At 63.4% G+C, this 20,832-nt stretch carries 17 protein-coding genes and 1 tRNA gene; 6 read left to right on the top strand and 12 right to left on the bottom strand.

Features of this window, described 5'->3' with window-relative positions:
• Positions 1-53 precede the first annotated feature (53 nt).
• Entirely contained in the window at positions 54-1,007 is a 954-nt protein-coding gene (locus tag KK488_RS15980; protein WP_214624708.1) for an ArsR/SmtB family transcription factor, read from the bottom strand.
• Between the two features lie 546 nt (positions 1,008-1,553).
• On the opposite strand from KK488_RS15980, the gene istA reads away from it, so the two are divergent.
• The gene (istA, locus tag KK488_RS15985) at positions 1,554-3,077 is read left to right on the top strand and encodes an IS21 family transposase (protein WP_214624709.1); all 1,524 of its coding nucleotides are present in this window, start codon (positions 1,554-1,556) and stop codon (positions 3,075-3,077) included.
• Positions 3,067-3,849, top strand: a complete 783-nt coding sequence (gene istB, locus KK488_RS15990) for an IS21-like element helper ATPase IstB (protein ID WP_214624710.1) — start codon at positions 3,067-3,069, stop codon at positions 3,847-3,849. The genes istA and istB overlap by 11 nt, the downstream gene beginning before the upstream one ends.
• 582 nt (positions 3,850-4,431) lie before the next feature.
• On the opposite strand, the gene KK488_RS15995 is transcribed toward istB, so the two are convergent.
• Positions 4,432-5,376, bottom strand: coding sequence for an isopenicillin N synthase family dioxygenase (locus KK488_RS15995; protein WP_214624711.1), 945 nt, complete (start codon positions 5,374-5,376; stop codon positions 4,432-4,434).
• A 140-nt stretch (positions 5,377-5,516) separates the two neighbouring features.
• Between KK488_RS15995 and KK488_RS16000 the strand changes: the two genes are divergently transcribed.
• Together KK488_RS16000 and KK488_RS21445 are read left to right on the top strand one after the other, a co-directional pair.
• Positions 5,517-5,930 (top strand): EVE domain-containing protein, encoded by a 414-nt coding sequence (locus tag KK488_RS16000; protein WP_214624712.1) that lies wholly within the window; start codon positions 5,517-5,519, stop codon positions 5,928-5,930.
• A gap of 224 nt (positions 5,931-6,154) precedes the next feature.
• The gene (locus KK488_RS21445; RefSeq protein WP_250890561.1) at positions 6,155-6,265 is read left to right on the top strand and encodes a non-structural maintenance of chromosomes element 4; all 111 of its coding nucleotides are present in this window, start codon (positions 6,155-6,157) and stop codon (positions 6,263-6,265) included.
• A 779-nt stretch (positions 6,266-7,044) separates the two neighbouring features.
• On the opposite strand, the gene pepF is transcribed toward KK488_RS21445, so the two are convergent.
• The 5 genes from pepF to nuoF form a co-directional block, all read right to left on the bottom strand.
• Positions 7,045-8,901 carry an oligoendopeptidase F gene (pepF, locus tag KK488_RS16005; protein WP_214624713.1) on the bottom strand — a complete coding sequence of 619 codons (1,857 nt, stop codon included), beginning with the start codon at positions 8,899-8,901 and terminating at the stop codon, positions 7,045-7,047.
• A gap of 194 nt (positions 8,902-9,095) precedes the next feature.
• On the bottom strand, positions 9,096-9,758 hold the full coding sequence (locus KK488_RS16010) for a PEPxxWA-CTERM sorting domain-containing protein (protein ID WP_250890563.1): 663 nt from the start codon (positions 9,756-9,758) through the stop codon (positions 9,096-9,098).
• Positions 9,759-10,063: 305 nt separating this feature from the next.
• Positions 10,064-11,710 (bottom strand): chaperonin GroEL, encoded by a 1,647-nt coding sequence (gene groL / locus KK488_RS16015; RefSeq protein WP_214624714.1) that lies wholly within the window; start codon positions 11,708-11,710, stop codon positions 10,064-10,066.
• A gap of 43 nt (positions 11,711-11,753) precedes the next feature.
• Complete coding sequence (gene groES, locus KK488_RS16020; protein WP_214624715.1) at positions 11,754-12,041, bottom strand: co-chaperone GroES; 288 nt, start codon at positions 12,039-12,041, stop codon at positions 11,754-11,756.
• Positions 12,042-12,289: 248 nt separating this feature from the next.
• Entirely contained in the window at positions 12,290-13,585 is a 1,296-nt protein-coding gene (gene nuoF / locus KK488_RS16025) for an NADH-quinone oxidoreductase subunit NuoF (protein WP_214624716.1), read from the bottom strand.
• A 133-nt stretch (positions 13,586-13,718) separates the two neighbouring features.
• Here nuoF and sppA point away from each other — a divergent pair, with 133 nt between their 5' ends.
• On the top strand, positions 13,719-15,632 hold the full coding sequence (gene sppA, locus KK488_RS16030; protein WP_214624717.1) for a signal peptide peptidase SppA: 1,914 nt from the start codon (positions 13,719-13,721) through the stop codon (positions 15,630-15,632).
• A gap of 361 nt (positions 15,633-15,993) precedes the next feature.
• Here the strand turns inward: sppA and KK488_RS16035 are convergent, their stop codons facing one another.
• Positions 15,994-16,209 (bottom strand): hypothetical protein, encoded by a 216-nt coding sequence (locus KK488_RS16035; RefSeq protein WP_214624718.1) that lies wholly within the window; start codon positions 16,207-16,209, stop codon positions 15,994-15,996.
• Between the two features lie 575 nt (positions 16,210-16,784).
• On the opposite strand from KK488_RS16035, the gene KK488_RS16040 reads away from it, so the two are divergent.
• Positions 16,785-18,044, top strand: a complete 1,260-nt coding sequence (locus tag KK488_RS16040; protein ID WP_349356910.1) for an NRAMP family divalent metal transporter — start codon at positions 16,785-16,787, stop codon at positions 18,042-18,044.
• Between the two features lie 329 nt (positions 18,045-18,373).
• On the opposite strand, the gene KK488_RS16045 is transcribed toward KK488_RS16040, so the two are convergent.
• The 4 genes from KK488_RS16045 to KK488_RS16060 all read right to left on the bottom strand — a co-directional run bounded on the left by KK488_RS16045 (position 18,374) and on the right by KK488_RS16060 (position 20,551).
• Complete coding sequence (locus KK488_RS16045) at positions 18,374-19,066, bottom strand: VIT1/CCC1 transporter family protein (RefSeq protein ID WP_214624720.1); 693 nt, start codon at positions 19,064-19,066, stop codon at positions 18,374-18,376.
• On the bottom strand, positions 19,063-19,290 hold the full coding sequence (locus tag KK488_RS16050; protein WP_214624721.1) for a hypothetical protein: 228 nt from the start codon (positions 19,288-19,290) through the stop codon (positions 19,063-19,065). Before KK488_RS16050 ends, KK488_RS16045 begins: the two co-directional genes overlap by 4 nt.
• A 7-nt stretch (positions 19,291-19,297) precedes the next feature.
• A tRNA-Val gene (locus KK488_RS16055) sits at positions 19,298-19,373 on the bottom strand.
• A gap of 98 nt (positions 19,374-19,471) precedes the next feature.
• The gene (locus KK488_RS16060; RefSeq protein ID WP_214624722.1) at positions 19,472-20,551 is read right to left on the bottom strand and encodes a helix-turn-helix domain-containing protein; all 1,080 of its coding nucleotides are present in this window, start codon (positions 20,549-20,551) and stop codon (positions 19,472-19,474) included.
• Positions 20,552-20,832: the final 281 nt, after the last annotated feature.

Genomic DNA, 20,832 nt, shown 5'->3' on the forward strand with positions numbered 1-20,832 from the left:
TTGCGGTTCATGGCGGAGGTCGCGCTGACGGGCGCGTGTATCGAAGGCCATGCTCAAACGGCCCGCAATCGCGCAGGACGGCATTCTGCCGACCAAAGGGTGACTGTGAGGGCACCGCCGGTGAGGCGCTCCACGACGCGTCCGTGCAAATGGGCCGCCTTCATGAAGTCGAGAACTTCCTGGTCTGCAAAGCCGAGCCGCGCATGCGCATGTTCTCGCCGCAGCTCCTCCCGGTCGTGCGGCGCGACATCGACGATGATGAGTTTTCCGCTCGGTTTGAGAATGCGGGCAGCCTCGGCGACGACGGCAGCGGGCCGATGCGCATAATGCAGAACCTGGTGGAGAATGACGGTGTCCGCCGAGCCGGATGGCAGGTCCAGCGCGTTCATGTCGCCTTGGCGCAGTTCGGCATTGGTCACGCCGTCCTGCAGCAGCTTCGCGCGGCCGAACCGCAGCATCTCGGGGGATCGGTCGATTCCGATGACATGGTCAGCGCGGTCGGCCAGCAGATGGACCATGGTCCCGGTCCCGCTCCCGATATCCACAAGCACGCCGAGATTATGGTCGCCGATCGCCCGGAGGATCGCTGCATCGACGTCCTCCACGGAGACATGGAGCGCGCGGAGACGATTCCATTCCGCAGCGTGCGCCGCAAAATAGGCGGCCGCCTCTGTCGCGCGATCCGCATGAATGGCGGCGAGTCTGGTCGCGTCGGCCGCGAACCACGGATCGCTGCCATGCACTTCGGCCCAGCGGTCAAGCAGGGTGAAGAGAGGGTCGACGAGCGACGACGCGCCAAGCCTGAGGAAGACCCAATTTCCTTCCTTGCGCTTCCCGAGCAGGCCGCAGTCGATCAGTACCTTCAACTGCTTGGAAATCTTGGGTTGCCCCTGAGCGAGCGTTTGAGCGAGTTCGCCGACCGACAGCTCCATCTCCCGAAGGAGATACAGGATTCGAATGCGAACCGGATCGGACAGGGCTTGAAACAGGATGGCGTCATTGTTCATATTCCTATATTCGCATATTAGCATATATAGTCAAGGGCGCCGGAGGCTTTATCGATCAGCCGACTTGCATGGGTGGGGACCCTGCGCCTTCGGCTTTAGGGCAGGCGGTTACATGGCTGAAACCTTACCGCTGAGCACGGCGCCAAAAGAAAATTGATGGGCGGATTGGGCTAGATCGCCCGAATACCGCAAGTAACATCACGTTTGTCATTTTTGGCGCCTTTTAGATTCGCTAGAATCGACCAAATCAATTTAGAAGAAAACGGAACGGGACGATTCAACTCCGGGGGGCGGGTCAATGAAGACCGATATCCGCGTTGCTTTTGTTGCGATTCGCCGCGATCCGGGTACGGGCAGCAGACAAGCTCTCATTTTTGGGACGGCGATAAAGGGAACTTCCGAGACCCGGCTTGTTCGAGTAGTTCCCGCGCAAGACTGTTGATTGCTGCTGAGAAGTGACCCGGGGGAGCCTGTAATTTTCACTGAGAAGTGACCCATGTTTGAACACGTCCCTGGCTTTGAGCGGGGGACCATGGAGTGTTGGACATGGCATTATTGAGCGTCATCCGGCGCTGGCATTACCGCGATCATCTGTCGATCCGAGAGATTGCCAAGCGCACCGGTCTTTCGCGCAACACCGTACGCAAGTATCTCAGGTCTGACGCGGTGGAACCGCGGTTCAAGACGCCTGAGCGGCCGAGCAAGCTGGCCCCTTTCGTTGAGCGACTGACGGTTTGGCTGAGGCGGGAGATGGGCCGCCCGCGCAAGCAGAAGCGCACGATCAAGCAGTTGCATGCCGATCTGGTGAGCCTTGGCTTTGACGGTTCCTACGAGCGCGTGGCGGCCTTTGCCCGGAGTTGGCGTGATGATTATCGCCGCCAGCAGCAGATGAGTGGACGTGGCACCTTCGTGCCGTTGTCGTTCGCGCCGGGCGAGGCGTTTCAGTTCGACTGGAGCGAGGACTGGGCGATCATCGATGGCGTGCGCACCAAGCTGCAGGTGGCGCACTTCAAGCTCAGCTACAGCCGGGCCTTCTTCGTGCGGGCCTATCTCCTGCAGACCCACGAGATGCTGTTCGATGCCCATAATCACGCGTTCCGCGTGCTGGGCGGCGTGCCCCGGCGCGGTATCTACGACAACATGCGCACTGCGGTCGACAAGGTCGGGCACGGCAAGGACCGGACCGTCAACGCCCGCTTCCTGACCATGGTCAGCCATTACCTCTTCGAGGCCGAGTTCTGTAATCCGGCGGCGGGATGGGAGAAGGGCCAGGTCGAGAAGAACGTCCAGGATGCCCGCCATCGGCTGTGGCAGCCCGTTCCCCAGACCGAGAGCCTCGATGCCCTCAACCTATGGCTGGAAGAGCGCTGCAAGGCGCTCTGGCAGGATATCCCACATGGGGTCGAGTTGGGCTCGGTGGCCGATGCCTGGGCGGACGAGGTGGCAAGCCTGATGCCGATGGGCAGACCGTTCGACGGCTTTGTCGAGTATGGCAAGCGGGTCTCCCCGACCTGCCTCGTCCATCTCGAGCGCAACCGCTACAGCGTGCCGGCGTCGTTCGCGAACCGGCCGGTCAGCCTGCGCGTCTATCCCGACCGCTTCCTGGTGGTCGCCGAGGGACAGGTCTTGTGCGAGCATCAGCGGATCATCGAGCGATCCCATGATGGTCCGGGACGCACCGTCTATGACTGGCGCCATTATCTGGCGGTGGTCCAGCGCAAGCCAGGCGCTCTGCGCAACGGGGCACCGTTCCTTGACCTGCCTGATGCGTTCCAGCGGCTGCAGCGGCATCTGCTGCGATCTCCCGGCGGCGACCGCGAGATGGTCGAGATCCTCGCCCTGGTGCTGCATCATGACAAGCAGGCGGTGCTCAGCGCGGTCACCATGGCGTTGGAGACCGGCGTCCCCACCAAGACCCATATCCTCAACCTGCTGCACCGTCTGCTCGACGGCAAGCCGCTCAACGCCCCGCCGGTGACAGCACCACAGGCGCTGAGACTGGTCAGCGAGCCCATGGCCAATGTGGAGCGCTATGATGCCCTGCGCCGGGAGAACCGCCATGCGTCATGATCCCGCCAGCGGCGCCATCATCGTCATGTTGCGCAGCCTCAAGATGCACGGCATGGCGCAGGCCGTCACCGATCTCATGGAGCAGGGCGCGCCGGCGTTCGATGCCGCGGTGCCGATCCTGTCCCAACTACTGAAGGCAGAGACTGCCGAACGGGAGGTGCGATCGGTATCCTATCAGCTCAAGGCCGCCCGGTTCCCAGCCTATCGCGATCTGGCCGGCTTCGACTTCGTCAGCAGCGAGATCAACGAAGCGCTGGTCCGCCAGCTCCACCGATGCGAGTTTATGGATGTTGCCGACAATGTCGTGCTGGTCGGTGGTCCCGGCACGGGAAAGACTCACATCGCCACGGCGCTGGGCGTTCAGGCCATCGAGCATCATCGCAAGCGCGTGCGGTTCTTCTCGACGGTCGAGCTGGTCAACGTCCTTGAACAGGAGAAGGCCCAGGGCAAGGCAGGCCAGATCGCCGGGCGGCTCGCCCACTCCGATCTCGTGATCCTCGACGAGCTTGGCTATCTGCCGTTCAGCGCCTCAGGCGGTGCGTTGTTGTTCTATCTGCTGAGCAAACTCTACGAGCGCACCAGCGTCATCATCACCACCAACCTGAGCTTCAGCGAATGGGCCACCGTGTTCGGCGACGCCAAGATGACCACCGCGCTCCTCGATCGGCTCACCCATCACTGTCATATCCTGGAAACGGGCAACGACAGCTTCCGGTTCAAGAACAGCTCCGCCCAAGGTCCCAAAACCAGAAAGGAGAAAGCCCCATCTTGACCCACATATGAAACCCGAAACATAATCGCAGGGTGGGTCACTTCTCGATGAAAACCCCGGGTCACTTCTCAGCAGCAATCAACATTCGGGGGCAGTACACTGATCCCAACCCTCTTCTAGATGTCATCGATCCCGATGGGGGGCAGTCCTATGGAAAATCGGTGAGCCAGTTTGCGCACGAGCTGGAGGAGATTGCGCGCCAGGATCTCGGTGCGGGACAGGAGCTGCGTCCGCAGATCCTCCATTACCCCTGAGACCATTTGCAGTCCTCGGTGCGATGGCTCTGTTCAAGCCGAGCCGGTGCTAGGCGGACCGGCTGGAATGTCCCCAAAAGCCGGCCATTCAGCGGTCGCCGAAACCTTGCTTTGTATCGTGGGTTCGAATACCGAGCACGCAGTCGAACTGAGCCGCGCAGTGACGGTTTTCAGAGGAAAAAGTCGACGAGGTATATTCCGAGGTGTTGTGGAAAAGAGGCTCGATGAGAAGCGCGGCAAATCAGTCGCTTAGCCGATCAGTTCGAATCCCTCCCGCTCCGCCAACTGCGCTATCCTCTTCTGTAAGGGGAGACGAGGTTAAACCGCGTCATCCCTTCGTCAGCCCGATCTCGCGCAGCCGCTCGTGCAGATAGTCGTGCGCGGTGATCGGCGGTTCGCGCAGCGGATTGTCGGGCGTCACGCATTGCGGCAGCGCCTCGATCACCACGTCCGGGCGCAGATGCAGAAAGAAGGGCATCGAGTAGCGCGGAATGTGGCGGCGCTCGACCGGCGGATTGACCACCCGGTGGCTGGTCGAGGGCAGCACATGATTGGTCAGGCGCTGCAGCATGTCGCCGACATTGATGGCGAGGCCACCCGGCGGCGGCGTCACTGGGATCCATTCGCCGGCGCGTGTCCTGATCTCCAGCCCGCCTTCCTCGGCGCCGGCCAGCAGCGTGATCAGGTTGATGTCCTCGTGCGCGCCGGCGCGCACGCCCGGGGCCTGCGCCGAGACCGGCGGATAGTGCAGCAGGCGCAGGATCGAATTGCCATTCTCGATGCGGCTGTCGAACCAGTCGGCGGGGAGGCCGAGATAGAGCGCGACGCCAGAGAGGATGCGCGATCCGGCCGCGTCGAACGCGTCGTAGAGTGCCTGGAATGTCTCGTGAAAGCCCGCTATCTCGCTCGGCCAGACATTGGGCGCCATGTCCGCGGCGAGCGGATCGCCCTCCGGCAGCTCGCGGCCGACATGCCAGAATTCCTTGAGATCGTTCTCGCTCGCGCCCTTGGCGATCTCGGTGCCGAAGGCAGTGTAGCCACGCTGGCCGCCGCCGCCAGGCACGAGATAGGCACGCTTGGCCTCCTCCGGCAGCGCGAAGAAGGCCTTGGCGAGGCTCCAGCCGCGCGCGATCAGCGCGTCGTCGATGCCGTGGTCGATCACGATGGCGAAGCCGAACTCGCGGAAACTGCCGCCGATCGCCTGGGCGAAATCGGCGACATCGAGCCTGGCGAGGGAAAGGGTCGGAACCTGTTCGAGAACAGAGGAGGTCATGGGCGCGGACTCCGCGAAATAGGATCTGTTGTTGCGCTCAGGTTAGGCGTTCGACCCGCCCCTGTCACCTGCGACGAAATTGTTGCACCCGGCGCCGGGCCATGGAATTGCGCCCGCAGCCCCCCGGAGGAGACGAGACGATGCGCTACTGGCTGATGAAATCGGAGCCCGATGCTTTTTCGTGGGACGATCTCGTCAAGAAGGGCCGCGCCGAGTGGGATGGCGTGCGCAATCACACCGCGCAGCTCAACATGAAGGCCATGGCGCTCGGCGATCGCGCGCTCTTCTACCACAGCAATATCGGACTGGAGTGCGTCGGCATCATGGAGATTGTGCGGACGGCGCAGCAGGACAGCACCGATCCGACCGGCAAGTGGATGGCGGTCGAGGTTGCCCCGGTGAAGCCGCTCAAGCGCTTCGTGACCTTGAAGGCGATCAAGGCCGAGCCGTCGCTGGCCGGCATGGAGCTGATCCGCCAGTCGCGCCTGTCGGTCGCGCCGGTGCGCGCGGAGGAATGGGCGAAGATCCTGGACATGGCGCAGACTGAGGCTTGATTCTCCTCCGGCTGCCCTCCTCTGTCCGGCCTTCGAAAGCGCTTATCTCGCTCCTGCAATATGCTTGGAAGGCGATGAAGAACAGCCCGAAGTCGGCCGCCTGATAGCTTTTTCATATATCCCGATAGAAACGATTGCATTTTCTGCAATCTACTAATTAGCTTTGCAATTGCTTTTTGGTGCAGCGCAACATATATCCGCCTCCAGAAGTTGAGGAGATGGCCATGTCTGGCCAACCAATGGAGATTGACATGCGCACGTGGAAGAAGCTCATCGCCGCTTATATCGCTGCCGCCGGCAACACCGGCCCGTTCGTGATCGGCAGCTTTTACTGAGCGGTGCGCGGCGCCAGGGCGCGCCGGCATCTAATCGAAGAAAAAAGGGTGGTGCCGGCAAGGCGCCGCCCTTTTTCATTGTCGAATCGGTTTTCCGGCCTTAGAGGCCGGCTGCAATGGGCTAGTCCGCCCGTCATCCCCAAACTTATCCACACTCATCCACAGATTTGACGATCTGGGGCGTCTTGGGCCTGCAGATTCCCCTTGGCGCGACTCGGTTTTGGTGACACCTTGCTGCTACAGAGCGAGTGAAAGTCCGAGAGAAATCAAAGACTTGATAAGCGATCTGGACGAGCTTCGAGATGAGCGCGGCAACGCGATCCTTGAAAGGCTCGGATCCCGATGCCGGCCGCGTCGATCGCTTCCTTCGGGAGCGGATGAAGCGAGGCAGAGGGTCGAAGGATCGAGAGCGCCGTCTAGGCGAAGGAGATGCTTCGGAAAGGCCGGGCCCCGTCGCCTCGTGCGATGGAGCCTAGCCGATCCGGGAACGGCCGTCCGGTCGGACACGGATCAGGGCTTCGATGCTCGCGAGAGTTTGAAGTCCGGCGTGCATGGGGGTCTTCGGGTCCAGATGGCGCCATGCCGATCTCCGGATATCCGGCAACGGATTGGAAGGCGATTGGTGCAGTGAGGGTCGGCAGCGATGCCGACCCTCATTTAGCATGTGCGGCAGGGGACGTCGCAGTATGTCGCCAGGTTCTCCTCATTCGCGTGCTCCTTTTTCCGCAGAAGCACGCGATCGGCGGCCTCGGTGAGTAAGCGACGATCCCGGCGCCTCCTCAGACAAGTTTCTCCGCCTCGTCGAGCGTTTCCGTCAGCGTCTGGACCATCGCCTGATAGGGCGCCGGGGTGGTCATATCGAGGCCGGCGCGCTTCAGGATCTCGACTGGATAGTCCGATCCGCCCGCCTTCAGCACCGAGAGATAATTGTCCCGCTCCTTCGCCCCGCCCGCCAGGATCGACCGGGCGAAGAAGTTCGCCGCGGTGATGCAGGTGGCATATTGGTACACGTAGAAGCTCGTGTAGAAATGCGGGATATAGGCCCATTCATTGCCATAATCCTTGGCGATGGCGACCTTGGGGCCGTGGTAGCGCACCAGCAGGTCGTAGAAGATCTGGCTGAACTTCTCGCCGGACAGACCCTCGCCTGCCTCCGCCTTGTCATGCGCGGCCAGCTCGAACTCGGCGAGCATGGTCTGGCGGTAATAAGTGCCGCGAATGCTCTCCATGCGCTGGCCGAGATAGAAGAGCTTTTCCTGCTTGGTCTTGGCCTGCTTCACCATATAGTCGCTCAGCAGCAGCTCGTTGAGGGTGGAGGCGATTTCGGCGAGGAAGATCGGATAGTCCGATTTCTCGAAGGGCTGAGTCGCGTTGGCCAGCAGCGTATGCATCGCATGGCCCCACTCATGCGCATAGGTGGTGATGCCGTCATATTTGTCGCTGAGGTTGAGCAGCAGATAGGGATGCACGTCATAGGCGCCCGGCTGCATATAGGCGCCCGGTCGCTTGCCCTCGCGGGGCAGCGGGTCCATCCACTTGCCCGCCGTCGCCTTGGCGAAGCGCTCGCCATACTCCTTGCCGAGCGGCTTGACCGCCGCGAGCGTCGTCGTGCGCATCTCGTCGAGCGAGAAGGTGCGGTCGAGCTGCACGATCGGGGGATAGACGTCGTAATAGGCCAGATCCGGCAACTCCAGCATCTTGCGGCGAAACTCGAAATAGCGGTGCAGCACCGGCAGGCCCCTGTCGGTCTCGGCGACGAGGGTACGATAGACGCCCTCGGGGATGTTGGCGCCGGCGATGGCGGCGGCGAGCGCGGTCGGATATTTGCGCGCTTTGGCGGTGAAGATGTCACCCTTCACCTGCGCGGCATAGGTCGCGCCAAAGCTGTTCTTGAACGCGCCGAACGTCTTCCAGAAGGCATCGAACACGGCCTTGCGGTCGTCGCGATTGGCCGCGTCGCGGGCGAGCGTATAGCCCTGGCTGTCGAGGCGCACTTTCTTGCCCGTCGAGAGCGTGATGGTCGGCCAAGGCACGTCGGACGAGCGCAGCTGCTGTGAAATGTCGCCTGGCGCGGCGAGCGGTGCGCCGGCGCTGGCAAGCAGCGCCTCGCCTTCGCTCGAGAGCGTGTGCGGCGCCTGGCGCAGTATATTGGCGAGATAATAGCTGAATTTGGTCTGGAGCGTCTCGTTCGTTGCGATGAAGCCATTGACCTTGCCAGCGCCGACTGCGAGCAGCTCGGGCGCGATCCAGGCGCTGGCCTCGCCGAATGCGGTGAAGAGGTCGATCGATTGGGCCTGCTTCTCCTGATTGGCGGAGACGCGGACATCCTCGTCGGCCTTGAGGCTGGAGTAGGTGTAGACGCGACCGATGGTGCGATAGAGATCGGACTGGAGCTGAAGCGCCTTGGCGAGGCTGTCGGCGCTGTCGCCAAGGTGACCCTTGTAGGCGCCGAGCCCCTTGAGGGCTTCGAGGGCATCCTTTCGGGCTTTGTCCCACGCGGCATCGTTCGGGTAGATGTCGCTCAGGTCCCAGACAGCGCCACCCCCAGCCGTAGTCTGAGCGAGGGCGGGATAAGCGGAGGCGAGCGAGGCGAGAGCGGCGGCGGCGATCGCTTCGCGGCGGGAGAGATTGGTCATGGCGGGCTTCCTGGCTGGGGTTCGCGCGCGGCGCGCGGCCGGGTTTCGGGTTGCCTGCCTTTCTGATCCCGTTGGGCGCGCAAGAAAAGTGCTTTGTTGCGCAATACCCGCAAAAATGCCCGCGAACGATAGCAAGGAAAAGGCCGGGAGATTTCTCTCCCGGCCCCCAGTCCCCCCAAAGGATCGTCATGCGATCAGGCGAAGCTGACCTTCGTGGCCCGGCGGCGCATCTGCAGGCCGGCGAGGGCGAGGCCGCCGATCATCATTGCCCAAGTGGCGGGCTCGGGCACCGCGGCAATCTTGAGCGAGACGCTCTGCAGCGAGCCGACATTGGCGATCTGGTCGTCCCAGAGCCAGACCTTCCAGGTGCCGTTCGGGTTGATGCCATTGAAGGCCGCGAGCGAGCTACCGCTGGTCAGCAGGTTGGCGATCGGGTTGAAGCCATAGACCGAAGGACCATAGGTGCCGCCCGGAATGACGGTGTTGTTGCCGCCATAATTGCCATTGCCGAGCGCAGCGGAACCTTGGCTGAACGTGTAGGTGCCGTTGAAGTTCGACCAGCCGCCAGCGTCGGTCAGCACCAGGATGGCCTGGCCGTTCGGGCCCTGCAGCGCGACAGTCAGATCGTCGGCGAAGCTGTGCTTGAGGCCGGTCAGCATCAGGTCGACGTCGGTGAGGACATTGCCCGCGCCGCTGACATTGATGTCGATCGGGAAGACCGATGCGGGGCCGGTGCCGACGATGTTGAAGGGAAAGCCCGGAACGTTGACGGGGCCGGTGTAGGTGTAGGTGCCGGCCATGGCGGGCGCTGCCAGCGCGGTGGTGGCGGCAAGGGCGAGAAGCTTGAGGGTACGCATTTGATGATCTCCCACGGTTGGTGACCCCAAGTCGTGGAAGTCGCAAAATGTAACAATGCGATTAACCATGAATCACGGTTAACGAGCTGATTTTTCAGGGAGGTATGGCACTATTGTGCAGTAAGAGGCTGACCGGATCCGGTTAATGTCCCGCGTTCGGTCAACACTGGCGCGAGTTGCTTAACATTTACGCAACCACATCGCGCAGCACCTCCACCCAACCGACGAAAAAGGCCGGCGAGTCGCCTCGCCGGCCTTGTCCTGATTCGGTGTGCCGGACGGGTCCGGCAACACTTGAGCGGGACTTAGAAGTCCATGCCGCCCATGCCGCCCATGCCGCCGGGCATGCCGCCGCCCATGGCCGGCTTGTCGTCCGGCAGCTCGGCAATGGTCGCCTCGGTGGTGATCAGCAGACCGGCAACCGAAGCCGCGTCCTGCAGCGCGGCGCGCACGACCTTGGTCGGGTCGATCACGCCGGCCGCGACGAGGTTCTCATAGACGTCCGTCGACGCGTTGAAGCCCCGGGTCTCGTCATTTTCGCGCAGCAGGTTGCCAGCGACGACGGCGCCGTCATGCCCGGCATTCTGGGCGATCTGGCGGATCGGCGCTTCGATGGCCTTGCGGATGATGTCGATGCCGCGGGTCTGGTCGTCATTGGCGCCCTTGAGGCCAGCGAGAGCCTTGGTCGCATAGAGCAGCGCCGTGCCGCCGCCGGGGACGATGCCTTCCTCGACAGCCGCGCGAGTCGCGTGCAGTGCGTCGTCGACGCGATCCTTGCGCTCCTTCACCTCGACCTCGGACGCGCCACCGACCTTGATGACCGCCACGCCGCCAGCGAGCTTGGCAAGACGCTCCTGCAGCTTCTCACGGTCATAGTCCGACGTGGTCGATTCGATCTGCGAGCGGATCTGCTCGACGCGGCCCTTAATGGCGTCCGCATCGCCCGAACCGTCGACGATCGTGGTGTTGTCCTTGTCGATGGTGACGCGCTTGGCCTGGCCGAGCATGCCGAGCGTGACGGTCTCGAGCTTGATACCGAGATCTTCCGAGATCATCTGGCCGTTGGTCAGGATCGCGATGTCTTCCAGCATCGCCTTGCGACGATCGCCGAAGCCCGGCGCCTTGACGGCGGCAATCTTCAGGCCGCCACGCAGCTTGTTGACGACGAGCGTGGCCAGAGCCTCACCCTCAATGTCCTCGGCGATGATCAGCAGCGGACGACCCGACTGCACGACCGCCTCGAGGATCGGCAGCATCGCCTGGAGCGACGAGAGCTTCTTCTCGTGGATGAGGATATACGGATCGGTCAGCTCGACCTGCATCTTCTCGGGATTGGTGATGAAGTAAGGCGAGAGATAGCCGCGATCGAACTGCATGCCCTCGACGACGTCGAGCTCGAAGTCGAGACCCTTGGCCTCTTCGACGGTGATCACGCCTTCCTTGCCGACGCGGTCCATGGCTTCGGCGATCTTCTCGCCGACGACCGTGTCGCCATTCGCCGAGATGATACCGACCTGGGCGATTTCCTGCGTGCCGGAGACGGGCTTCGAGCGGCCCTTGAGATCCTCGACCACCTTGGTCACGGCGAGATCGATGCCGCGCTTGAGGTCCATCGGGTTCATGCCGGCCGCGACCGACTTCATGCCTTCGCGCACGATCGCCTGGGCCAGCACGGTCGCGGTGGTGGTGCCGTCACCGGCGATGTCGTTGGTCTTCGAGGCCACTTCGCGCACCATCTGGGCGCCCATGTTCTCGAACTTGTCCTTGAGCTCGATTTCCTTGGCGACGGTGACGCCGTCCTTGGTGATGCGCGGTGCGCCGAAGCTCTTGTCGATGACGACGTTGCGGCCCTTGGGCCCCAGCGTGACCTTCACCGCGTCGGCGAGGATGTCGACGCCGCGCAGAATGCGCTCACGAGCGTCGCGCGAGAATTTGACTTCCTTGGCTGCCATGTTGCTTGTCCTTCCTAGAAATTCAGAAACTTGGATGACGAAATCAGGCGATGACGCCCAGAATGTCGCTTTCCTTCATGATGAGCAGGTCTTCACCATCGACCTTGACCTCGGTGCCCGACCACTTGCCGAACAGAACGCGATCGCCAGCCTTGACGTCGAGCGGGGTCACCTTGCCGTCCTCGGCCTTGGCGCCCGTACCGACGGAGACGATCTCGCCTTCCTGCGGCTTTTCCTTGGCGGTGTCGGGAATGATGATGCCGCCGGCAGTCTTCTCATTGGCTTCGATGCGGCGAACGAGCACGCGGTCGTGCAACGGACGAAATCCCATATCCTTGTCCTTTCTGTCGGGCGGGCGCTATCCCGGTTCTGCGTCCCATCGTCGCTCCGGCCTTGCCGATCGCGCTTCGATGTCCCAGATGCCGATTTGCTCCCGCACATGAACCAGTTTGTTAGCACTGTCGCAGCGCGAGTGCTAACGTGCGCCATATGGACCTCCTGCGCGGAGGGTCAAGGCACAGCGCAGCAAAAATCCGCCTTATTTTTCGAATCGTTGTGGGGATGGGCCGAGCCGTGCGGTCATGCCGCCCGTGGCAGCCGTTCCTCCCGCCACCGGGCAATCCGCGCCTCCAGCTCCGGTCGGAAATGCCGGATCAACCCCTGGATCGGCCACGAGGCGGCATCGCCGAGGCCGCAGATGGTATGCCCCTCGACCTGTCGGGTCAGTCCCTCCAGCATGTCGATCTCCGCCAGCTCGGTTTCGCCGGAGACGAGTCGTGCCATCACGCGCGCCATCCAGCCCGCGCCCTCGCGGCAGGGCGTGCACTGGCCGCAGCTTTCATGCGCGAAGAATTGCGACAGGCGAGTAACGGCGTGCACCACGTCCGCCGACTTGTCCATCACGATGACGGCGGCGCTGCCCAGGCCCGAGCCGAGCGCTTTCAGGCTGTCGAAGTCCATTGCCGCATCGGCAATGAGGTGCGCGGGCAGCATCGGCATCGAGGCGCCGCCTGGCATCACCGCCTGCAGATTGCTCCAGCCGCCGCGGATCCCGCCGCAATGTCGCTCGATCATCTCACGAAACGGCAGGCCCATTGCCTCCTCGACGACGCAGGGCTTCTCGATGTGGCCCGAGAAGCAGAAGAGTTTGGGACCGGCACTCGTCGGCGCGCCGATACCAGCGAACCAGGCGCCGCCGCGTCGCAGGATCGTCGCGACAGTGGCGATGGTCTCCAGATTGTTGACGGTCGTCGGGCAGCCATAGAGGCCGGACGCGGCCGGATAGGGCGGCCGCAGGCGCGGCATGCCTTTGCGTCCCTCCAGGCTCTCCAGCATCGCCGTCTCCTCGCCGCAGATATAGGCGCCCGCGCCCCGATGGACGAACACGTCGAAGTCATAGCCCGACCCACAGGCGTTCCTGCCGAGAAAGCCTCGCGCATAAGCCTCGCCGATCGCGCGCTCCAGGACCTGGGCCTCGCGGATATATTCCCCGCGTACGTAGATGTAGGCTGCGCGCGCCTGGATCGCGTATCCGGCGAGCAAGGCGCTCTCGACCACCTTGTGCGGTTCATGGCGCAAGATCTCGCGATTGGTGCAGGTGCCGGGCTCGGACTCGTCGGCGTTGACGACCAGGAAGCGCGGCCGCTCGTCGCCCGCGATCTTCGGCATCAGCTCCCATTTGCGTCCTGTCGGGAAGCCACCGCCGCCGCGCCCGCGCAAGCCCGACGCTGTGACCTCGGCGATCAGCGCGGCGGGCCCGCGTGACAACAGCATCCGCGTGCCGTCCCAGTCGCCGCGCACCATGGCCGCATCGATGTCAGTACTCTGATAGCCGTAGAGATTGGTGAAGATCCGGTCCCGGTCTGCCAGCGCCATGATCATCGCTCATGCACTCCCGCCATTCTCGCTTTCCGCCACGCTAGCAGTCCTCCCGGCGCGGGTCCACAAGTCCCCGTGCATCGTGCGCAAAGATGCGCTAGCGGTGCGCACAAGGGAGACGTGTCCGGTGTTGAGTTTCGTCAAAGGTGCCTGGAAGCTTGTCGTCGCGATCAAGGACGCGATGGTGCTCCTGTTTCTGCTACTCTTCTTCGCGCTCGTCTATGCGGGCATCAAGCTGGCGCGATCGGAGCCTGGCAATGGCGTGCCGGGCAAGGGCGCGCTCTATCTGGCGCTCGACGGGCCGATCGTCGAGCAGCCGCGCGAGATCGACCGGCTCTCGGCACTGGGCGGCAATGACGGCTCATCCGAATATCGCCTGCGAGACGTCGTCCACGCGATCGAGACAGCGGCGCAGGACAAGGCGATCAAGGCGGTGGTGCTGGATCTCAACGGGTTCGGCGGCGGTGGCCAGGTGGCGATGGAGCGCGTCGGCGCGGCGCTGGACAAGGTGCGCAAGGCGGGCAAGCCCGTGCTTGCCCACGCCTCCTATTATGACGATGACGGCTATCTACTGGCTGCCCATGCGAGCGAGGTGTGGTTGTCGCCGATGGGCATGGTTGGCGTGACCGGTCCTGGCGGCAGCAATCTTTACTATAAGGGCCTCGTCGACAAGCTCGGCGCCAAGGTTCATGTCTATCGCGTCGGCACCTACAAGAGCGCGGTCGAGCCCTATATCCGCGCCGATCAGTCGCCAGAGGCCAAGGCGGCCAACGAGGCACTGGTCAAGGCGGTGTGGGCGAACTGGCTGGGCGATGTCGCCCGGGCACGACCCAAGGCCAGGGTAACTGACTATCTCGCCGAGCCCCTCGCGCTGCTGCGTGCCAACTCGGGAGACACCGCGCGGACCGCGCAGGCAGCGGGGCTGGTCGACAAGCTCGGCGACGACATTGCTTTCGGCAAGCATGTAGCGGATCTGGCAGGAGAAGCAGAGGATGGGGGGCCCGGCGATTTCGCGGCGATCCCGCTCAAAAACTATATTCGCCGACATAAGCCGGGCAATGACGGCAAGGTCGGCGTCATCACCGTCGCCGGCGAAATCGTCGATGGCGAGGCGCAGGCAGGCCGGGCGGGCGGCGCCACCGTCTCCAATCTCATCCGCGATGCGCTGGCTGACGATGACATCAAGGCGCTGGTGCTGCGGGTCGATTCGCCGGGCGGGTCGGCTGCAGCGTCCGAGGATATTCGCGCTGCCCTTATCGAGGCCAAGAAGAAGGGCATGCCGGTCGTCGTTTCGATGGGCAATGTTGCGGCAAGCGGCGGCTATTGGGTGAGCACCGCGGGCGATACCATCTTCGCCGAGCCGGCGACGATCACGGGATCGATCGGCGTGTTCGGCATCCTGCCGAGCTTCGAGGAGACGCTCGCCAAGATCGGCGTGACCAGCGACGGCGTGAAGGCGACGGCACTTTCCGGCGAGCCGAATGTCATCGGTGGCGTCAGCCCCGAGTTCGACCAACTGGCGCAGGCCAGCGTGGAGGACATCTACGGCAAGTTCATCGGCCTCGTCGCGGTCTCCCGCAAGCTGACGCCCGAGCGGGTCGACGAGATCGGCCAGGGCCGCGTCTGGGACGGCGGCACGGCGCACCAGCTGAGGCTGGTCGACCGGTTCGGCGGGATCGAAGATGCCATTGCCGAAGCCGCCAGGCGTGCGAAACTGACCGGAAGCGCGGCGCAGGCGCGCTACTTCGAGCCTGAGCCGGATCGTCTGACGCAGCTCCTCTCCGCATTCGGCAGCGAGGAGGGGGAAAGCCGGGTGCGCGTGCAGAGCAGCGCCAGTCCGCGCGATTGGTTGAGCTATGCCGCGCGCCATCAGCAGATGATGGCGATGCGGGTCGTGGCGGATCTGCGCGGCCTGGTCGACGGTGCGTCGGTGCGTGCCGATTGCCTGGAGTGCCGCGCCTTCACGCCCGCACCAGCCCCGACGAAACAGGAGAAGGCGGGCTGGCTGAGCCTGCTCGTGAAATGGCTGGGGTTTGGCAAATGAGCCAACACCGGCTCTGGACCCGAGCAATAAGCTGTTTCTGACGCGACGAAAACCTTATGTTTCCGGCCCTATTTCAAAGCAATAAAATGTTCGCCCCAACCAAATAGCTGTTCGGATGAGAGGGCCAAAACGAAATAAGTGTTTCGTTATTCCGAGCCGAGGCGAACGCGCCGCGGTGCCGGGGTGTTTCCGGGCGAGAGCAAGGCAAAGACGAACAAAGTACTGCGCCCTTGCTGGTGACCTTCTTGAGGTGCCGACGATGTCACCCCAGCCCTTGGCCATGGTCGGGTCGCGCGGATCGAGAGCGTGCGAGACGACGCCGCCGACCCAACCGCCGATGCCGGAGATGGTCGCGACATATTCACGCCGTCCGGTCCCCTGAACACGGTCGGCCAGCCCATGATCGCTTAGCCGGAAACTGCCAGAGCTTGCCTGTGTCGGCATCCACGGCCTTGAACCAGCCTTCGAGATTTCCGTAGAAGACGATGCCGGCGGCCGTCACAGCCGTGCCGCTCCAGACCGGCCAGCGCTCCTTGATCGTCCAGACCTTGCGCCGGTGCGCAGGATCCCAGGCCATGAACTCGCCGGCGCGGTGAAAAGCCCGTGAACATTGAGCGAGCGCAGCGCGTTAGGCTACGTGGACAGTTCGAGCGGTCGATCCTGGCAAGCCATCTTGCCAATCGGCGGTCCGGATTGCCCAAAGGTCACAACAGGGTCACACTATGAACGACGACACATGCCACGGCCCACCCGCATGCCGCTATATACGAGATGAGAAAGAGCCGGATCGCATGCCCCGACTCGTCATGCTTTAACACGATTCAATAGGACAGCCCGATTTCGCCACCGGTGGGAGACAAGTTGTGCTGTTCTCTCCTCCGCCGAGGGAGATGGAACTCACGGCCTTTTCCCGCCCAATCCCGCGTTTCAACGGCCAGATCCGCCTTCATTGAAGCAGACGTGCTGTCTCGATGTGTCCACACCGCCCAGAGAAATGGGACGTGCGAGGAAGTACTGGATATTTTCAATGAGATGCTCGAAGCTTTGCCCGAACAATCCACCCATGCCAACTTCATTCCGCCGGCGGCGTGAGGCATAGACCTTGGTCTGACTGGTTAAACCTGCCTGATGTCCGCCCGGAGGATCGAGAAAGTGAGTTTTCGCACGCGCCGTGTCGCGCTTTTCGATCAGCTTGGACCGGGCCTCGTCACAGGCGCTGCCGACGACGATCCCAGCGGCATCGCCACTTATTCGCAGGCAGGCGCTCAATTCGGCTTCAGCTTGCTGTGGACGCTCCTGCTCACCTATCCGCTGATGAGCGCGGTCCAGCTGGTCAGCGCGCATATCGGTCGCGTGACTGGACAAGGTCTGGCGCGCAACATGCGCAGCCTGCTCTGGGCGCCGGCGGTCAACATGCTGGTCGGGCTGCTGTTTATCGCCAATACGATCAATATCGGTGCGGACATTGCCGCGATGGGCGAGGCCGGTGAACTGGTCACGGGCATCAGCGGCCATATCTTCACGATCGCCTTCGCCATCGGGTCACTGCTGCTGCAGCTCTATGTTCCCTATCATCGCTACGCCCGCCTGCTGAAATGGTTGACGCTCTCGCTGTTCGCCTATGTCGCCCTGGCGCTGATTCTGAAGCTCGACTGGGCTGCGGTCCTACATGGGCTGTTCTGGCCCCGCATCGCCGGCCAGGATGCCGTGGTGACCATCGTCGCCATCTTCGGTACGACGATCAGTCCTTATCTCTTCTTCTGGCAAAGCGCCCAGGAGGTGGAGGACATCGCGCTGCACCCCGAAGCGCGGCCGCTCATCGATGCGCCATCGCAGGCTGAAAGCGAATTCAGCCGCATGCGGATCGACACCTGGTTTGGCATGGCGATCTCCAACATCGTCGCGCTTGCCATCATGATCGGAACGGCGGCAACGCTGCACAGCGCGGGAATGACGTCCATCGAGACAGCCGCTGATGCTGCCCGCGCGCTCGAACCCGTGGCTGGCCATTTCGCACTCCTCCTGTTCAGCATAGGCATTATCGGCACCGGTCTTCTCGCCGTGCCCGTCCTCGCGGGATCGGCCGCCTATGCGGTCAGCGAGACGCAGGGATGGCGGGCAAGTCTCGAGCGCAGGCCGAAAGAGGCGACGGGCTTTTATGCGGTGATCGCGGCTGCCACCGTGCTGGGCATCGTCATCGACTGGTCGCCGCTCGATCCCATCAAGGCCCTGTTCTGGAGCGCGGTCATCAACGGCGTCGTCGCGGTTCCGCTGATGATGGCAATGATGATCATCGTCTCCCGCCACAGGATCATGGGCAAATTCACGGCGACTCCGGGCCTGTTGATATCGGGATGGCTGGCGACCGCCTTGATGGGCGCGGCTGCTTGCGCGCTGATCCTTGTGCGCTAGGCGGCGTGGACAGGTTCTGGGTAGCAGCTATCGAGAGATATCACCCCGGAAGTGGGCTGTCCGGACACGACGTTGCCGTCATAAGCCCTCCTCTTCAGAGGAGGGGCCAATGCCCGCTAACCACGACGTTTCGGCCGTCCACTCCGGTCGCGAGTTGTCCCCATAGCGGCGAACAGTCCCATCACAAATTTGACCACGCGTCGCAGCGCGGAAATGCCAGCAGAGAAATCGCGGCATTGATGGGCCTGTCGGCGTCTGCCACTCGTCGTCAGCATATCGCCGTCCCGCTTGCGGCACCCAATGCACGCGGTCCGGGTCAGCGAGTCGCTTCAGACGCTGGTGCCGACCAGGCGGCCTATCCCTGCGGTGAGCGCCATCGCGAGCGCGCCCCAGAATACGACACGCGCGACTGGCTTCCAGGGCCTGGCGCCACCCGCAATCGCGCCGATCGCGCCAAGGAGGCCCAGAAACAGGATCGATCCGGCAGCTTCACTGACCGCCATCATCGACATTGGCATCAGAGCTGCCAGAATCAGAGGCAATGCGGCGCCGGCGGTGAACGTGGCTGCCGACGTGAAGGCCGCGACGACCGGTCTCGCAGTGGTCACTTCGGTGATGTGCAGTTCGTCGCGGGCATGGGTCTTGAGCGCGTCGAAAGCCGTCATCTGCTCCGCAACCGTACGGGCTGTGGCAGGGTCGACGCCACGAGATACGTAGATGTCGGTAAGTTCGTTGAGCTCGGCCTCGGACGCGGTTGCCAATTCCTGCCGCTCTCTCGCGAGATCGGACTGTTCGGTGTCCGCCTGCGAGCTCACCGACACATATTCGCCGGCCGCCATCGACATGGCGCCGGCGACCAGGCCAGCCACGCCTGCGACGAGCAGGGCCGATCGATCGGCGCCGGATGCAGCCACGCCTAGGATGAGACTCGCTGTGGACACGATGCCGTCATTGGCACCCAGAACGGCTGCGCGCAGCCAGCCGATGCGCGATACAAGATGCTGTTCCCTGTGCGGTCTCATTTGCGAGCCTCCCGGTCCCCATCGATATCGTCCCGGAGCATAGCGGGATCGATCAGTTCCTCAAGGAACAGGGCTATCAGGGACGATCGCGAGCTGACACCCCACTTGGCATAAACTCTTATAAACTGCGCCCGCGCCGCGCCGGTGGCGACCGCGCGGGTTCTCTCGCGGATACCGGCCAAGGCAAAAGCAAGGTTAAACGCCCAACCGAACTGCCGCCGCATGTTCTCCTGGTGGGCGATGACGGGCTCGAACCGCCGACATTCTCGGTGTAAACGAGACGCTCTACCAACTGAGCTAATCGCCCCTCTGGCACGGTCGACGAACGATCCGCGCGGTCAGGCCTGTTCGCCATATCGGCGAGATCGCCCGGCGGTCAAGCGATCCGCACGATCCGTCGTGGCGCTAGCGGGGTGCCGCTGCGAGAATCATGCCCCCTCGCCGCACCGCCAGAACCCAGTCACTCACCGCCTGCGCCGCCATGTCGGTGAGCTCGATGAACACGCGCCGGCCATCCGCCGGATCATCGATGCGCGCGAAGACGGCGCGGTCGGTGAGCTGACGGATCCAGCGCAGCGCGGTTGTCGGCGGCACCGAGGCGGCGATACACAGGCTCGATACCGAGACGCGCTGCCCACTGAGCCGGGCCGCCATGAGATCGAGGATCATGTCCCAGGCCGGATCGGCGAAAAGGTCGGCCGGAAAATATTGGTCGCGCAGCCGCCGCGCGCGGATCATCGCCCGGATCTCGGCATGGCTGGGAGGACCGCTCGCCGTATCAGGCCCGCGATGCCGATCGCGCGGCTGGAACATCCGCGCCGGACCGGTCTGGCCGTCCCCATCCGTACGATAAATATCCCGCCGATCCCGCGCTGCGCTTCCCACGGGGAACGGCGCGAAGACACCCGCGGTCATGCGCTCGATCGTGGTTGCCAGCCGCCGCACTTCCTCGCTGAGCTGCTCAAGCCTCAGGCTCTCCGAGTCGCGCGAGGCGTCTTCCATAACGCATCCGGCCGGCTGTGCCTGGCGCAGTCCCGCCACGACCAGCAGCGAGATGATCTCGCTGTCCGCGGGGTCGCAGAGAAATTCGGCCCGTGGCGACTCCAGAAGAGCGAGCGCCCAATCGACGCTGTCCAGATCGACGATCACGGCGAGACGGGTGCCGGTGAGGCCGTGACGCGCCGTGAGCGCACGGGCGCTCGCCCGGTCGAGACCGGTCGCGGCATCGCGCCCGCGCAAGTCCAGCAGGATGAGATCGAGCGCGCATATGCGCATCAGCCGATCGGCGATGCCGTCCAGCCCGACTCGCCCGACACAGCGCAGCCCGCCGCGCTCGGCCCAACTGGCCATGGCTACGGCCCGCTCCTCCATGCCCGCGATGAGGACCGTCGGCCGATCATCCGGCGTGATCCGCGCGAGCGCATCCGCAAGCATGCCAGCATGCGATCGAAAGTCCGTTTCGTCCCTGTCCTTGAGCACAGCCATGAACCTACCCCGTCGTACCGTCTTTGTTCCCCTTATGCGCGATTCGGAGACCGTTTTGAACCCTTTTTGTTCCATTCTGGCGGAAGTGGAAGGATTCGCTGCCAGCGGACCGGTCATGTCGCCATTTCGGATGGAACTGGTTCGACATCGCGGCGCCGCCCCACCGGCTCGGGCAGCCCGCCCAAGCGTTGACACGCTTTGTTGACGCGTTATGGCGCATGCAACCGCGGCGTGGCCGAATGACCCGCCGCGCGACCGCTCGCCTTCCCACCGCCGAGCGC

Source organism: Sphingobium nicotianae (genome assembly GCF_018603885.1).
Classification (GTDB): Bacteria; Pseudomonadota; Alphaproteobacteria; order Sphingomonadales; family Sphingomonadaceae; genus Sphingobium; species Sphingobium nicotianae.

Bases quoted from the DNA above. Each gene is read 5' to 3' on its own strand.
- KK488_RS15980 (WP_214624708.1), bottom strand. From the start codon at position 1,007: ATGAACAATGACGCCATCCTGTTTCAAGCCCTGTCCGATCCGGTTCGC.
- KK488_RS16035 (WP_214624718.1), bottom strand. From the start codon at position 16,209: ATGGCCTGGGATCCTGCGCACCGGCGCAAGGTCTGGACGATCAAGGAG.
- nuoF (WP_214624716.1), bottom strand. From the start codon at position 13,585: ATGGCGCTGGCAGACCGGGACCGGATCTTCACCAATCTCTACGGCTAT.
- KK488_RS16050 (WP_214624721.1), bottom strand. From the start codon at position 19,290: ATGCGGCGGCAGTTCGGTTGGGCGTTTAACCTTGCTTTTGCCTTGGCC.
- istB (WP_214624710.1), top strand. From the start codon at position 3,067: ATGCGTCATGATCCCGCCAGCGGCGCCATCATCGTCATGTTGCGCAGC.
- pepF (WP_214624713.1), bottom strand. From the start codon at position 8,901: ATGACCAATCTCTCCCGCCGCGAAGCGATCGCCGCCGCCGCTCTCGCC.
- groES (WP_214624715.1), bottom strand. From the start codon at position 12,041: ATGGGATTTCGTCCGTTGCACGACCGCGTGCTCGTTCGCCGCATCGAA.
- KK488_RS21445 (WP_250890561.1), top strand. From the start codon at position 6,155: ATGTCTGGCCAACCAATGGAGATTGACATGCGCACGTGGAAGAAGCTC.
- istA (WP_214624709.1), top strand. From the start codon at position 1,554: ATGGCATTATTGAGCGTCATCCGGCGCTGGCATTACCGCGATCATCTG.
- KK488_RS16010 (WP_250890563.1), bottom strand. From the start codon at position 9,758: ATGCGTACCCTCAAGCTTCTCGCCCTTGCCGCCACCACCGCGCTGGCA.
- KK488_RS16000 (WP_214624712.1), top strand. From the start codon at position 5,517: ATGCGCTACTGGCTGATGAAATCGGAGCCCGATGCTTTTTCGTGGGAC.
- KK488_RS16045 (WP_214624720.1), bottom strand. From the start codon at position 19,066: ATGAGACCGCACAGGGAACAGCATCTTGTATCGCGCATCGGCTGGCTG.
- KK488_RS16060 (WP_214624722.1), bottom strand. From the start codon at position 20,551: ATGGCTGTGCTCAAGGACAGGGACGAAACGGACTTTCGATCGCATGCT.
- KK488_RS15995 (WP_214624711.1), bottom strand. From the start codon at position 5,376: ATGACCTCCTCTGTTCTCGAACAGGTTCCGACCCTTTCCCTCGCCAGG.
- groL (WP_214624714.1), bottom strand. From the start codon at position 11,710: ATGGCAGCCAAGGAAGTCAAATTCTCGCGCGACGCTCGTGAGCGCATT.